General features: G+C 48.6%; 14 protein-coding genes. 7 read left to right on the top strand and 7 right to left on the bottom strand.

The genetic code is table 11. The annotated features are described in order from the left end of the window. Positions 1 to 52: 52 nt before the first annotated feature. Together HRE53_RS11800 and psbA are read left to right on the top strand one after the other, a co-directional pair. Entirely contained in the window at positions 53 to 463 is a 411-nt protein-coding gene (locus HRE53_RS11800) for a hypothetical protein (protein WP_235110646.1), read from the top strand. A gap of 257 nt (positions 464 to 720) precedes the next feature. Then, entirely contained in the window at positions 721 to 1,803 is a 1,083-nt protein-coding gene (psbA, locus tag HRE53_RS11795; RefSeq protein ID WP_010482631.1) for a photosystem II q(b) protein, read from the top strand. 56 nt (positions 1,804 to 1,859) lie between these two features. On the opposite strand, the gene HRE53_RS11790 is transcribed toward psbA, so the two are convergent. Further along, positions 1,860 to 2,087, bottom strand: coding sequence for a hypothetical protein (locus tag HRE53_RS11790; protein WP_235110643.1), 228 nt, complete (start codon positions 2,085 to 2,087; stop codon positions 1,860 to 1,862). Between the two features lie 78 nt (positions 2,088 to 2,165). On the opposite strand from HRE53_RS11790, the gene HRE53_RS11785 reads away from it, so the two are divergent. Further along, entirely contained in the window at positions 2,166 to 3,068 is a 903-nt protein-coding gene (locus HRE53_RS11785; protein WP_235110641.1) for an alpha/beta fold hydrolase, read from the top strand. A gap of 96 nt (positions 3,069 to 3,164) precedes the next feature. Here HRE53_RS11785 and HRE53_RS11780 read toward each other — a convergent pair whose 3' ends face one another. After that, the gene (locus tag HRE53_RS11780) at positions 3,165 to 4,442 is read right to left on the bottom strand and encodes an MFS transporter (protein ID WP_235110640.1); all 1,278 of its coding nucleotides are present in this window, start codon (positions 4,440 to 4,442) and stop codon (positions 3,165 to 3,167) included. Between the two features lie 57 nt (positions 4,443 to 4,499). Here HRE53_RS11780 and HRE53_RS11775 point away from each other — a divergent pair, with 57 nt between their 5' ends. The 3 genes from HRE53_RS11775 to HRE53_RS11765 all read left to right on the top strand — a co-directional run bounded on the left by HRE53_RS11775 (position 4,500) and on the right by HRE53_RS11765 (position 6,721). Continuing rightward, positions 4,500 to 5,249 carry a sucrose-phosphate phosphatase gene (locus HRE53_RS11775; protein ID WP_235110638.1) on the top strand — a complete coding sequence of 250 codons (750 nt, stop codon included), beginning with the start codon at positions 4,500 to 4,502 and terminating at the stop codon, positions 5,247 to 5,249. After that, complete coding sequence (gene ruvA / locus HRE53_RS11770) at positions 5,246 to 5,872, top strand: Holliday junction branch migration protein RuvA (protein ID WP_235110636.1); 627 nt, start codon at positions 5,246 to 5,248, stop codon at positions 5,870 to 5,872. The genes HRE53_RS11775 and ruvA overlap by 4 nt, the downstream gene beginning before the upstream one ends. Positions 5,873 to 6,238: 366 nt before the next feature. Next, entirely contained in the window at positions 6,239 to 6,721 is a 483-nt protein-coding gene (locus tag HRE53_RS11765) for a hypothetical protein (protein ID WP_235110634.1), read from the top strand. Here the strand turns inward: HRE53_RS11765 and HRE53_RS11760 are convergent. Continuing rightward, positions 6,718 to 8,136, bottom strand: a complete 1,419-nt coding sequence (locus tag HRE53_RS11760) for a cobyrinate a,c-diamide synthase (protein ID WP_235110632.1) — start codon at positions 8,134 to 8,136, stop codon at positions 6,718 to 6,720. The two genes, HRE53_RS11765 and HRE53_RS11760, sit on opposite strands and share 4 nt — an antisense overlap. Positions 8,137 to 8,454: 318 nt before the next feature. Here HRE53_RS11760 and HRE53_RS11755 point away from each other — a divergent pair, with 318 nt between their 5' ends. Beyond that, positions 8,455 to 8,757: a hypothetical protein gene (locus HRE53_RS11755; protein WP_212663600.1), complete on the top strand. Its 303-nt coding sequence runs from the start codon at positions 8,455 to 8,457 to the stop codon at positions 8,755 to 8,757. Positions 8,758 to 8,803: 46 nt separating this feature from the next. On the opposite strand, the gene opcA is transcribed toward HRE53_RS11755, so the two are convergent. From opcA to fbp, 4 genes are all read right to left on the bottom strand, one after another. Further along, complete coding sequence (gene opcA, locus HRE53_RS11750; protein ID WP_235110630.1) at positions 8,804 to 10,156, bottom strand: glucose-6-phosphate dehydrogenase assembly protein OpcA; 1,353 nt, start codon at positions 10,154 to 10,156, stop codon at positions 8,804 to 8,806. A 57-nt stretch (positions 10,157 to 10,213) separates the two neighbouring features. Continuing rightward, on the bottom strand, positions 10,214 to 11,743 hold the full coding sequence (gene zwf, locus HRE53_RS11745) for a glucose-6-phosphate dehydrogenase (RefSeq protein ID WP_212663598.1): 1,530 nt from the start codon (positions 11,741 to 11,743) through the stop codon (positions 10,214 to 10,216). 228 nt (positions 11,744 to 11,971) lie between these two features. After that, entirely contained in the window at positions 11,972 to 12,145 is a 174-nt protein-coding gene (locus HRE53_RS11740) for a hypothetical protein (protein ID WP_235110628.1), read from the bottom strand. A 45-nt stretch (positions 12,146 to 12,190) separates the two neighbouring features. Next, positions 12,191 to 13,264 (bottom strand): class 1 fructose-bisphosphatase, encoded by a 1,074-nt coding sequence (gene fbp / locus HRE53_RS11735; RefSeq protein WP_212663597.1) that lies wholly within the window; start codon positions 13,262 to 13,264, stop codon positions 12,191 to 12,193. Between the last annotated feature and the right edge of the window lie 280 nt (positions 13,265 to 13,544).

Here is a 13,544-nt window from a genome sequence, read left to right as displayed (position 1 = left end):
CCCCCCAATCCGAGATCAATAAATTAATAATCCCTACATTTGACGAATTAGAATGGAATCATCGGAACAACCAATCCTAGAGAAGATGGCAGGACAGTCAGAGCGCACTGCCGTAGACTTCGATACAGAATTCCCGACAGCCTTAACGGAGGCTGAAAATACTCTCCAACAAATTAGAGATCGTTATCTAGAGATCAAAACGGCTCAGGCTGAGCAAGCTCAGTTGCAGAAAAAGCTAGCAGATGTGCAGACTGATATGTCTGCCAAAGCCCAAACAGAGCAGAATCTAGCAGCGCTGCAAACGGAGCTGGAACAAATTCAAGACCAGATCCATACCCTGGGTATGACCCTAGAAAGCCAACTCTGGAAGTGGCATGATTTAAAAGAGCCTTTCTGGCAATTTATTCGATACTTTGGGCTAGGGTTTGCCGTCGCAGTTGTAATCCATAAATTTGCAAGCTAAGGTCTCGTTTCTCAGAATCGATACAGTTGTAAAAGATTAAGGCTTCAGGTGACGTGTGAAAAAAAGTAATTGTTTAACCTCGCCAGAATCTTTGAATCCTTTTCCTGTTGGTGATTAAGCTCATTTTGACTGGACAGCCACGTCAAAAAAAACTGAATCTAAGTTTACAAAAAAAAATAAAATCATTATCATTAGTAACGTGGACACAGCTTTTATGTTCTGTCCCGTAGTTAATTTACTTAACCGCAATCATAACCATGACAACAGTCTTGCAAAGACGCGAAAGCGCCAGCGCATGGGAAAGATTCTGTAGCTTCATCACCAGCACCAACAACCGTTTATACATCGGTTGGTTCGGCGTATTGATGATTCCTACCCTTCTCACCGCTGTAACTTGTTTCGTAATCGCCTTTATTGGCGCCCCTCCCGTCGACATCGATGGAATCCGTGAGCCCGTAGCTGGTTCACTTTTATATGGCAACAACATCATCACTGGTGCCGTTGTTCCTTCCTCTAACGCTATTGGTCTTCACCTGTATCCCATTTGGGAAGCAGCTTCTCTAGACGAGTGGTTGTACAACGGTGGCCCTTACCAGCTAATCATCTTCCATTACATGATTGGTTGTATTTGCTACCTAGGCCGTCAGTGGGAATATAGCTATCGCCTAGGGATGCGTCCTTGGATTTGCGTAGCTTACTCTGCACCTTTGGCTGCTACCTACTCCGTCTTCTTGATCTACCCACTAGGTCAGGGCAGCTTCTCCGACGGCATGCCTCTAGGCATCAGCGGAACCTTCAACTTCATGTTCGTGTTCCAAGCTGAGCACAACATCTTGATGCACCCCTTCCACATGTTTGGTGTGGCCGGAGTCTTGGGTGGTTCCTTATTCGCCGCCATGCACGGTTCCTTGGTTAGCTCCACCCTAGTTCGTGAGACCACCGAAGGTGAGTCCGCCAACTACGGTTACAAGTTCGGCCAAGAGGAAGAGACCTATAACATCGTTGCAGCCCACGGCTACTTCGGTCGTTTGATCTTCCAATATGCATCCTTCAGCAACAGCCGTTCCTTGCACTTCTTCTTGGGTGCCTGGCCCGTTGTCTGCATCTGGTTGACTGCAATGGGCATCAGCACCATGGCCTTCAACTTGAACGGATTCAACTTCAACCACTCCATCGTTGATTCACAAGGTAACGTTGTGAACACATGGGCTGACGTTCTTAACCGCGCAAACCTAGGTTTCGAAGTTATGCACGAGCGCAATGCTCATAACTTCCCCTTAGACTTGGCTGCTGGTGAGTCTGCTCCTGTTGCTCTTACTGCTCCTGTCATCAACGGTTAATTTGGTTAGAGTTTCTAATCATTTAATCTAATAAGCAAGCGGTGTAACCTTCGGGTCTACACCGCTTGCTTTTGGGAATTTGCCAGATCTGGTGTTATCCAGATCTTTACTAAAAACCCCTCAGATTTTATATCTGAGGGGTTTTTAGCTGGCTTATTTTGTTGGAGTCGTTTACGGAGTTGTTTACGTTGTTTTTTGAGTTGTCTCAGGCGGGCGGCAGACCGTTTGGATTTGTCATTGCGCCGCCGACCGCGGCGGGGAGACTCCCAAGATTTCATTCTCATGGTGGTCAATATGGATTAGAAATGTACCCGCTATCCTAGCAAATGTTTAGAATTATTGAGAAGCATAGAGAAACGAATATGGTCACTTCGCGAGCGAGTCAACCTCAATCGGCCACCTGGGAATGGCAAGGTTTTTCGATTCAGTATCAATCTGCAGGGACAACTGGTCCAGCAGTCATTCTGATTCATGGGTTTGGGGCTTCTAGTGGCCATTGGCGCAAGAATATTGCTGAATTAGCCCAAGACCATCGCGTTTATGCTGTAGACCTAATTGGCTTTGGGCAATCATCAAAGCCAACACCGGGCACTCTCACACCTGGGCAAAGTATTGCCTATGAATTTGAGACTTGGGGCCAACAAATTGCTGATTTTTGTCAGGAGGTTGTGGGTGGAGCCGCATGTCTAGTGGGTAATTCGATTGGCAGTATTGTGGCCCTGCAGGCTGCAGTATTAGCGCCTCAACTCGCGACCAGTGTGGTGATGCTGGATTGCTCGTTACGGTTACTGCACGATCGCAAACGGACAGGTTTGCCCTGGTACAGAAAGTTCTCAGCGCCTTTGTTTCAATCCGTGCTTTCTGTGAAACCAATTGGTCATTTCTTTTTCCATCGCTTAGCCCGTCCTCGAACAGTACGCCAGATTTTAGAGCAAGCCTATGGCATAACGGAGGCTGTGACTGATGAACTCGTGGATATGTTGATTCAGCCTGCTTCCGAACCAGGGGCTGCAGATGTTTTCCTGGCTTTTATTAACTATTCCCAAGGACCGCTACCCGAAGATTTATTGGCTGAAATTGCGTGCCCTGTGTTGTGCGTTTGGGGGGCTGATGATCCTTGGGAACCTGTAGACCTGGCGCGTGAGTTAACCCAGTTCCCCATGGTTGAAGATTTTATTGTGTTGGATGGGGTGGGTCACTGTCCTCAGGATGAGGATCCACATCAAGTTAACCAGATTGTTAGTAACTGGATTGCGACCCGATGATCTTTAAACCATCTACCTTTTAGAGTAGTTGAGTAGTTGGTTTTGCTGGGTTGTTTATCTCCACATTTACGATAATTCTCTCTTTAGCTCAAGCAGTCAGTGTGAATGGTCTGATGTTAGGGCATTAGTCGAGGATATCCCTAGCAGATCATCCAAATGCTTTAAAACCATAAGGGCTAAACCAATACTGAGGGCAAGCAGTCCCCAGTACAGATCTGTGAAGGGTTGCTGTCGATCCAAAGCCAGCCCGCCTAGAGCAGGCCCTATAAAATAGCCGACTGCCCAACAGAGAGAATTGATGGATAGATACACTCCTCGGAACTCGATGGGGGCTAAATCAGCGACTAAAGAGGAGGCAATGGGCATGTAAGCGACGGTTGCGATCGCAAGTACGCCCAATCCCAAAATTGCCCATATCAGCGCGCCTTGGCTTGCTAGACCGGTCATCCCAATCAACAAAAATCCGAGGCCCCAGCAACCCACAGAGGTCATCAGACCTTGAGGATAGGGCCACCGCCGTAGAAAGCGGGCCACCGGCAGTTGACTCGCCACGCTTGCCCCCAAATGCCAAGAGAATAATCCCGTAATGACCACTTCTGAAAGTCCAACACCCTGCTGAGCAAAGTTTTTGAAATATAACGGCATAGTGCTATAAATCTGAGCAAGATAGGTGGTAATCACGATATTGGCAACAATGTAGGTGCGTAATCGTCGATCTTTGCTAGCAATCATCCAGCCTTGCCAACCATGACGACCCCGAGTGTGAGGATTTGAGGTTTCGGAGATTGTGAAATAAACAACCCCAAAAAACATCACAAAGGAGACGGCATCAATGATAAAAAGGGCTCGATAGGCTTGAGTGAAGGCAATCCAGCCACCTCCCAAGATCACCCCTAATCCTAAGCCGGCGCTGTCGGCGAATCGAGTAATGGTAAACGCTTCCTGGCGTTGTTCGCCTGCACTGAGATCGGCAATGATCGCCTCTGTGGCTGGCCAATAGAGGCCCACACCGAATCCCATCACTATATTCCCGAGGACCAGCATCCAAAACGATTGGGCAATGGCGATGATACCGGCTGCGATCGCAGCAATCAACAAAGACAACAGTAAGGTTCGCCGTCGACCCCACCATCGAGAATCTGTCATGGAGCCGCTCAATACTCTGCCCACAATTCCCGAGATGGAGGCACTGCCAATGGCAAATCCGACAGAGGTGGCAGTGAGTCCGACTTTATTCACAAAGAAAATTTGCAAGAAATACAGTGTGAAGCCCGTGCCCATTTGTGAAAGCAACCGTCCTGCCGCTAAAATCCATACTTGCGGGTCTAGGACTGGAATCCAACGGGTCCACCCCTGCCAACTGAAAAATTTCATTATGTTAAGCTTTCTCAGAATAATAGACTGAATATAGGGAGCGTTTTAGGAACTATTGTGGCGAAATTTCTCTTAATAACTGATTTAGACAATACGCTCGTTGGCGATCGACCCGCCCTCGAACAGCTCAACCAGACCCTCATGCAAGTCCGGCAAGAGCAAGGACTGTTGCTAGTCTATTCCACAGGACGTTCCTTAACCTCATTCAATCAATTGCGGTCCCAAGAACCGATGCTGCTTCCAGATGCTCTGGTGACGTCTGTAGGCACTGAAATTTACTATGGCGGTAGCACCACCCCTGATCCAGATTGGTCTGAAAAACTCAATCAAGGGTGGCAGCGTCAAGATGTTTTGTCGATTACGGCTCACTTTAATGATTTAGTACTGCAGCCTGAAGCTGACCAAGGTCCCTATAAAGTGAGCTTTATTCTCGAACCCACCTTAGCGGCGGATCTATTACCTCGTTTAGAGGTGGCCCTCCATATTCGAGGCTTAGACGTCAAGCTGGTGTATAGCGGTGGCAAAGATCTAGATATCCTGCCCCTCCATGGGGATAAAGGACAAGCCATGCAATACCTGCGGGGGCAATTTGGTATCCCTGCTGAGAAAACCGTTGCTTGTGGTGATTCTGGTAACGATCAGGCTTTATTTAGTACGGGACCAGAACGAGGCATTATTGTTGGTAATGCCCGCTCAGAGCTGCTGCAATGGCATCAAGAGCATCATAGGGATGAGATATACCTCGCCAAAGCCAAGTGTGCGGGCGGTATTTTAGAAGGGCTCCGTCATTTTAGTTATGTCAAATGATTGGTTTTCTTCAGGGATATGTAGTTAGCCTCCAGCAAACCAGTACCCATCGAACCTTGTTGACCTTGGATGTGAATCAGGTGGGATATGACCTCTATGTTCCCGGTCGGATTCGTCAACACTTGCCCCCAGATAATGAACCCCTGCGAGTGTTTACCCATTTGCAAGTTCGAGAGGATCAAATGGTGTTGTTTGGATTTGCGGTGGTGGCGGAGCGCGATCTGTTTCGTCAGCTGATTGCGGTAAGTGGGATTGGCCCTCAGTTGGCCTTGGCCTTAATCGATACCTTAGGTTTACAGGACCTGGTTCAAGCCATTGTTAATAGCAATACGAAGATGTTGGCTAAGACCCCCGGTGTTGGGGCTAAGACGGCTGAACGTATTGCCTTAGAACTGCGATCAAAATTGGCTGAATGGCGGGATCAGGCGGGTTTAAAAACCTTACCGAGTGCAGGGCCCATTGATAGTGTGCAAGAAGACGTAGAGATGACGCTCTTGGCCTTGGGGTATACCAGTCAAGAAGTGATGCGGGCGTTACAGGCTGTGGGGCAAAACACGGCGCTGGCCAAAAATGCAGATACTGAGGCCTGGATTCGAGAAGCTATTGCCTGGCTAAGTCAATAGCTTGCAGGCTTGAATGGATGGGGATGGCTTTCTGGAGTGGTTATGGGGCATATCTTGTGTCAGACAGGGTGGATCTGGGGGCGATATAGCAATACAATTCTTAACAAGCCCGTTGCGAATGAGGTCACTTTTTGTCACCTTTAGGTACTGACAAGGTCACTAAATTATTTTATTGAATTGAATATAGATATTTATGCTTATCTCTATTCCTTTAATAATGAAAAAAGATACCCAATCACCTTGTTAATCAATGGATAACAAAAAGCTTTTCAAAGCTACCTAGAAGATAAAGAACGCCAAATTTACTTAACACGAATACTGTCTCTTCTGACCCAGTCTGATCAGCTTTGGTCAGCAGATAGCCCTTTGTACGAAGAGGCATTGCAGCAAACCTTAAGCCAATTTTGTCAGGACTTCAATACATCTACTTTGGATGTTCAAGACTATGGAGAGTGGTTCAAGCTCGTCCAATCCTTTAATCGAGACTTGCAGCAGCGATTTCGGCAGTTGCAAGCTACTCAGGACTCAAATCGGCTAGATCGAGAAGATTTTTCGTCCATGAAAGACTCAGTCAAAGCCGTGTCGTCCTTAACAATTCAGATCTATGAATGGGTCAGAAGTGACATTAAGGGCGATTTAAAAGCGACTCATCTGACCAATTATCCAGCCGTGAACTGCCAAACCTTGATTGAGAGACGATTGCCACCCGAACAAAGCTGGGAAGATATTTCAGCCGATTTAGGACTCTCTGTGAAGGTGATCAGTCGTTTTTATCACCAAGAATGTTTGCCCCGGTTGAGGCGCTGTGCGATGGCTAGGAATGCATTAGTCAGACCGAAAGCTTGCTAGACTTTTGCTGCTTTGAAGTTTTGGCACTGCTGGATAAAACGTTGGGGTATCTCGGGCTGCTCTCCCCAGTGGAGGTGCAGGTACGAGGCGTGAACGTTATACCGATGCCAGCCTTCGGAAATCTCGGATGGGTGGGAGGCGGTCTCCCTAGAAAATGTGTAGATTGGGCTATCTCTGTCATGATCGAGTTCGGAGTGGTGGAATTCATGCCCCCAAACGGTTGTTCCTGCGGTGATTAGGGGCGTGTCTTGGGTTGCGATCGCACATCGATACCCAAGGGTTAATCGCTTCGCCATTTTGACGTTTGTCGGTAACACGCCGACCATCGGCAACGTTTTCCCCTGTAAAGTTTGTAAGGATTCACAGAGATACATCAGCCCGCCACATTCGGCATAGGTGGGTAACCCAGCAAGAATCGCGGTTTTGAGGGTCTGTCGAACGGTGACATTCTGGGATAAGTCAGCGGCAAACATTTCAGGAAAGCCGCCACCGAGATAGAGTCCATGGATATTATCGGGGAAGGTTTTGTCGTGGATGGGGCTCCAAAACACCAGCTCTGCACCGAGCTGCCGGAGCTGATCCAGATTGTCGGCATAGTAAAAACTAAAGGCTACGTCTTTTGCGATCGCAATTCGGATTGCACCGGACGGTATGGGAGCAGTCAAAGGACTAGATTGAGGCGGGATATGTACTGCCTGTGGCGCTGGAGAAGTGTGAGCGATGGCAGGGGCGGGCGCTTGCGTTGCTAATAAAGGCAATAAGGCTGACCAATCAAAACAACGATTCCCCACTGCTGCTAACTGCTGTAAAAGACCTGCAGTCCCTTCTAACTCCTCGATCGGGACTAGACCTAAATGACGATTAGGGATGTGGATGGAAGGCTGTCGCTGCAAGACCCCCAAAATCCTAACGGAGAGGGGTTGTAACGCTGACTTTAAACTTTGAAGATGACGATCGCTGCCCACACGATTGAGAATGACCCCTGCAATCTGAATCTGTGGATCGAATGAGATATAGCCATGCACTAAGGCCGCGATAGAGTCGGATAAGCGACTACAGTCTAGAACTAAAGCGATGGGTAAATTTAAAAGCCGAGCAATATGAGCAGTACTGCCTCTTCCTTTTTGCCCTCTGGCGCCATCAAATAAGCCCATAACCCCTTCAATTAGAGCATAGTGGGTCTGCTGGGTATGGGTTTGAAATAGTCTCTGGGTATAGGTGTCAGACGTGAGAATGGGATCTAAATTTCGGCAAGGTCGATGGGTGACCACCGTGTGAAACATCGGATCAATATAGTCAGGCCCCACCTTGAAAGATTGCACGGTTTCCGGTCGACCTTGCAAGCTCGCTAGGATAGCAGCAGTCACAGTGGTTTTGCCCACACCACTTCGATCAGCTGCTATCACTAGTGACATGGATGGTCCTCTTCAATACGGTATTGCTACACCTCAAAGATGCTGTGCTAGCGTACAACATCTATGTTCAGAAAGTGAACTCTTCTCCCTCAAAACCTCTGATAGTCGGTGTCTTCGCGGAGTCTCCGTAGGTTCACGGGGAATTAGCCTTGAGGGAAAATAAAGAAATCCGTAATCCTACGGTTTTGGGTCCCTAGTAAACCCACTATTGTCAAATTTAGAGGTTGAATTTTTTATCACTGTTAAGGCTCCGTTACGGGTGATTGGCAATCCTGGGAGCCTTGGTTACTAAAACATTTATTTCCAACGGGGGGAACCATGGGAATATCCATTTATCCTGACTGGCAACTGGGTCGAGCATCTTTTAATCAAAAACGGCGAGCACGCAAGCAGAGAACCCACCGGTATAATCAGGGGCAGCTAGGAACCGAGTTTTTTCTGGAAACGAGTGCCGATACTTCGGTCAGCTATATGACCGCGCAAGGCCCTGTGGTCCGTCCAGGTGACTATATTGACATTGCAAGTCCAGACGGACACCTCAAATTTCAGGTTGATGAAATTGAATATTACAGCGATCCAGCGGATATGTGGATGGCTCAGCTTTACCCCTTAGCAGCATGACACGCTGCTAAGGGAGTACTGCGAGTCTTCTCGCCTTTGAGGTGCTTTAGCTCGATGCCAGCTGTACCATTTGTGCGGTTACGGCAAGACTTTCGGAATATAAAACGTCTTGGTCCCAGCGTTGTAATTGTTGGCTGAGCAAAGTCTCAGAGGATTGATCCTGCAGTGGAGTGACATGCTGAATGCGGCAGGATTGGGCTCCGCCGCCGGCTTCCATGCGCATACAGCCTTTTGTTTCTGAACAAAGTACCGTGCAACAATCCGCCTGTAAATTGGTGGAGGCTAGTTTCAGATCAATCATGTCTCCGGCGACTTCCCCAGGTTGGGTGGGTATGGCTGCTAGTTCTGCTTGAATCGTTCGCTGTTCGGAATTGACAAATTGAATCCGTTTGAGGTCATAGTCTCCACCTTCGGAGGTGAAGGCAACCGGTTGCCATTGCAGGCGACTGGCTAACCAACCCAAAAACATCAGTGCTTGGGCCGGATTTCCTTTCTCATAATCTAATGTGACGCGATCGACTTCGCTGAGGGCGGCTCTTCTGGTCGGTGGATCAAAAGCTTCTGCCGTTAATTCTTGCCAAGCTGCTAACCGTCGCCAGTTGAGGTCAACGATGTTGGTCCCTTGGGACATGAGTTCTTGCAAATGAATCAGCTCTGATTGAGCATCTTGATATTGGCTGGAATCGACAATCACAGCAGTGCAGGAAGTGGCTAACCGCTGGAATAGCTCCATATTGGCGGCAGGCAAAGCCTTCCACCACAAAAATTTGGGGAGGCCACCAATCATGAGGGACTGGACCAGTCCGCCTACGCGGTCAAGGGCAGTTTCGGTGCCCTTGAGAGAAATATACTCACAGCAAATCAGTGAGCTGCGGTTCTGCTTTTTGACAGGGCAGTAGGCAGAAAGCTGGGCCGATACCCCTTCGTCTTCACCGGCCATGGGGAAGAGGGAGATGACTCGACAGGGGCTTTGGCTTGCGATCGCATCTGCAATACCGGCCCCCCCAGCATCCAATACATAGCCATCATTCTGAGCCTGGCTGAGTTGCTGTTCCTTCATTGCCTGACGTAGTTGGGCGAGAGTTTCAGGATTTGGCTTGCCTGTTTCTGTCAATCCGAACTTCGTTTGGGCTGATCGCAGCGCTGCCCCCATGCGTGGGCCATAAATGCCATCCACGGGGCCGGTATAAAATCCCAACGCAGCCAGAAGCTGTTGGGTTTCTTCCGGTTCATAGACGATTAAGCTAAAGGTCGCTGCTCGGGTGGCGGTGGGAAACATACCGCCATTGCCCGAAGAATTATAGCTGGTCCAAATCTTGCTTAACTCAGCATTGATGTCATTCAGGGAAACGTCTTTTGGGGCTTGTAAAGAGACGATGGGAGCAGATTTAGTAGTCATAGACCTGATGAAGACAAAGGGAATGGAGAAGGAATCACAAATATGAGTGTTCAGGGATTACAGCCGACGCCAGCGCCGACCATCGCGATTAAGCAATAGTTCAGCCGCTTCCGGTTCCCAGGTCCCGGCCTCATAGGTGGGCACTAGGGCAGGATCTGTGGGCACTTCCCAGGCCGTTAACGCAGGGGTTAAAACCCGCCAAGACTCTTCAACTTCATCCCCCCGGGTAAAGAGGGTTTGATCCCCCAGCATGGCGTCCAAGAGTAAGCGATCATAGGCATCCCCCGTGGATTGGCCAAAGAAAGAGCCATAGCTAAAGTTCATGTCTACAGAGCGGGTCCGTAAGTCTGGTCCGGGCATCTTGGCTTCAAATCGTAATGAGATCCCTTCATTAGGCTGAATGCGCATGACTAATACATTTGGATTCGCCTGCTGGGCAGCGGATTGAAAGATTAAGAATGGCACTTGGCGAAAATGGATGGAAATTTCTGACACTTTTTTGGGCAAGCGTTTGCCAGTGCGCAGATAAAAGGGCACTCCTTGCCAACGCCAATTGTCAATCAGTAGCTTTAAGGCTACATAAGTGGGCGTGGTGGATTTGGGATTAACACCGGGTTCTTGGTGATAGCCGGGCACCTGCTCGCCTTTCATCCAGCCCTGGGTATATTGGCCGCGAATGGCGGAGTTTTCTAAGTTATGGATATCTGCCAAGCGCATCGCTTGGACCACCTTGACTTTCTCCGTGCGAATCGCATCTGCATCCAGAGAGTTAGGAGGCTCCATCGCCGTTAGGCAAAGCAACTGCATAATATGGTTTTGCACCATATCTCGCAAAGCACCAGAGGTTTCGTAATAGCCTGCCCGCTCCTCCACCCCGACGGTTTCAGCTACGGTAATTTGAACATGATCAACAAATTGTCGATTCCAAAGCGGCTCAAAAATGGCGTTAGCAAACCGGAAGATCAGCAAATTCTGAACGGTTTCCTTGCCCAGGTAATGGTCGATCCGATAGACCTGATTTTCGGCGCAGACTTCTTGGACGACTTTATTCAATGATTGGGCAGAGCCCAAATCGTGACCAAAGGGTTTTTCAATTACCAGCCGTGTTTTGACCGGATCTGCCAACATCTGGGCTGCCCCCAACTGTTGAATGGCCTCCGCAAAAAACTTGGGAGACACGGCTAGATAGAATACCCGGTTGCCCATCGTGCCGCGACGGCCATCCAGCTCTTCCAGACGGGTTTTTAGCTTTTGATAGGCTTCGGGATCGTCCATATTGCCAGGGCAATAAAATAACCCTTCAGCAAAGCTGTTCCAGACCTCTTCGGACTGTATGCCATCTGAGAATTCTTCAATGCCTTCTCGCATCTGTTGACGGAAGAAATCATCACTCCACTCGCGTCGAGCAACCCCGACAATAGTCAGTTCAGCCGGAAGTCGACGCTGTTGTTTGAGATGGTAGAGGGCAGGAACCAGTTTCCTTTGGGTGAGGTCGCCAGAGGCACCAAAGATCACCATGATCAGAGGTTCTGGTGTACGTTCTTGACGTAGACCGGCACGGAGAGGATTTTCAGCAAGCGTAACCATAGGCTGGGCAAACAAAGGGGAATAGGTGAACTTGGAAACTGTGGGAATGAGTATTAGGAACTAGAGCAATATGATGTCTTGGCAATGCCAAATACTCTAGACCCAACACTAAGGATCAAATGGTCTCATCGGTAACTAACCGTTTATCTTTTGCTTCTAAAGACTTCAGCAATGAGCTAAAGGGCTGCACAACGTTGATCCTTACTTCAATCACTTCAATAGTTGGTGTCATAGATGGCATTGCCTGGTCTTCTCAAAGATGGCTGGATTGGGGGTGATTCCATGAATGCCTTGATCTTGGGGCATCTGCTGCAGCTTACCCGATTCAGTTAGATCACGACTGAGATTATCTATCCCAAAGCTTTGATCGAAGGTACTGATTTCTAGGAGATGATTCGTCATAGGAAACTCTGTAATCGATCGGGAAAACAGTTGCAGATGTTGCCATTAAGGCTTCAGCGCGAGTTCTTCTTCTGCCTGTCTTTCTCTGTCTTCAATAAAGGACTCAACTAAGGCCACATCCTCTGTACTCCCAATAATCAAAGGTGTGCGGGCATGGAGATGATCGGGAATAACGTCCATTAAAGGGGACTGGCCAATACTCGCTCGCCCTCCAGCCTGCTCCATCAGATAGGCCAAAGGTGCAGATTCGTAGAGGAGTCGCAGCTTACCTTCAGGATTCTTCAGCGTTCCTGGGTAGATAAATACGCCCCCTTGGAACAAAATGCGATGGAAATCTCCCACTAAGGCCCCACTGTAGCGGGCAGTATGGCCTTCATGACGGTGAACATAGCGAGTAAAGTCACGGAGGGCCTCCTCCCACTGCCAAAAATTCCCCTCATTGACGCTGTACACCGGACCATGTTTGGGGATGGTGAGGTTTTCAGCGGCGAGAATAAACTCTCCTATACTTGGGTCTAGGATAAAAACATGGACCCCTTTGCCGATGGAATATACCAGAACGGTACTGGGACCGTACAGAATATAGCCTGCGGCAATTTGCTGATGCCCATCTTGTAGGAGATCTTGTCCCGTATGGTCGGGATCGTTGCCGACTTGTTGACGGATAGAAAAAATAGAGCCAACATTCAAGTTCACATCAACGTTGGAGGACCCATCAATGGGGTCATACAGCAGGGTATAACGACCAATGGGACAGTTCTCAGGAATATAGTAGGGCTTCTCCATTTCTTCGGAAGCTAGTCGGCAGACGAGGCCACTTTGCTTAAAGGCAGCAATAAATACTTCATTGGCATAGATGTCCATTTTTTTGACTTCTTCGCCCTGGACATTGACGTCGCCCGTGAAGCCTAAAGCGCCTTCCACCAGACCCGCCCGGCTTAGGCGGCGAGCAATTATTTTCCCTGCTAACCCAATCCGAGTCATCAGAGCACTCATATCTTGGGCTTCTGGACCAAAACTTTGGAGATGTTCTAGAACGTGACGAGACAGGGTTGTGCAGTCCCGATCCAGTGCAAAATCGTAACTCAGTTCAAGTGAAGTGCTGTCAGAACTATTCATTATTAATGCCCCGTAATGGGTGACAGACGGCCCTGTTGCGGGTGGCTCTGTCTTTATACCTCCCATCTTAAGAAGGCATTCTGAAAATGGCCTGAGTCTTTAGGTGAACTACAGAATACCTTTATATTCTGCGAGTTTAGCCATTCTTATCCTTGTTGATCCAGGGGTAAGCAACACCTGTCCAAATCGCTGGTTTATCTCGGTTGGAAGGGGCGATAAGGCAGGTCTTATGTCTGTTAATTCGGTGGGTAAAAACTGGTGATAGAGAAATTCTGTCAGG

It is taken from the genome of Acaryochloris sp. 'Moss Beach' (assembly GCF_021497025.1).
Taxonomy (GTDB): Bacteria; Cyanobacteriota; Cyanobacteriia; order Thermosynechococcales; family Thermosynechococcaceae; genus Acaryochloris; species Acaryochloris marina_A.
This window is presented reverse-complemented; position numbering and strand designations above follow the sequence as displayed.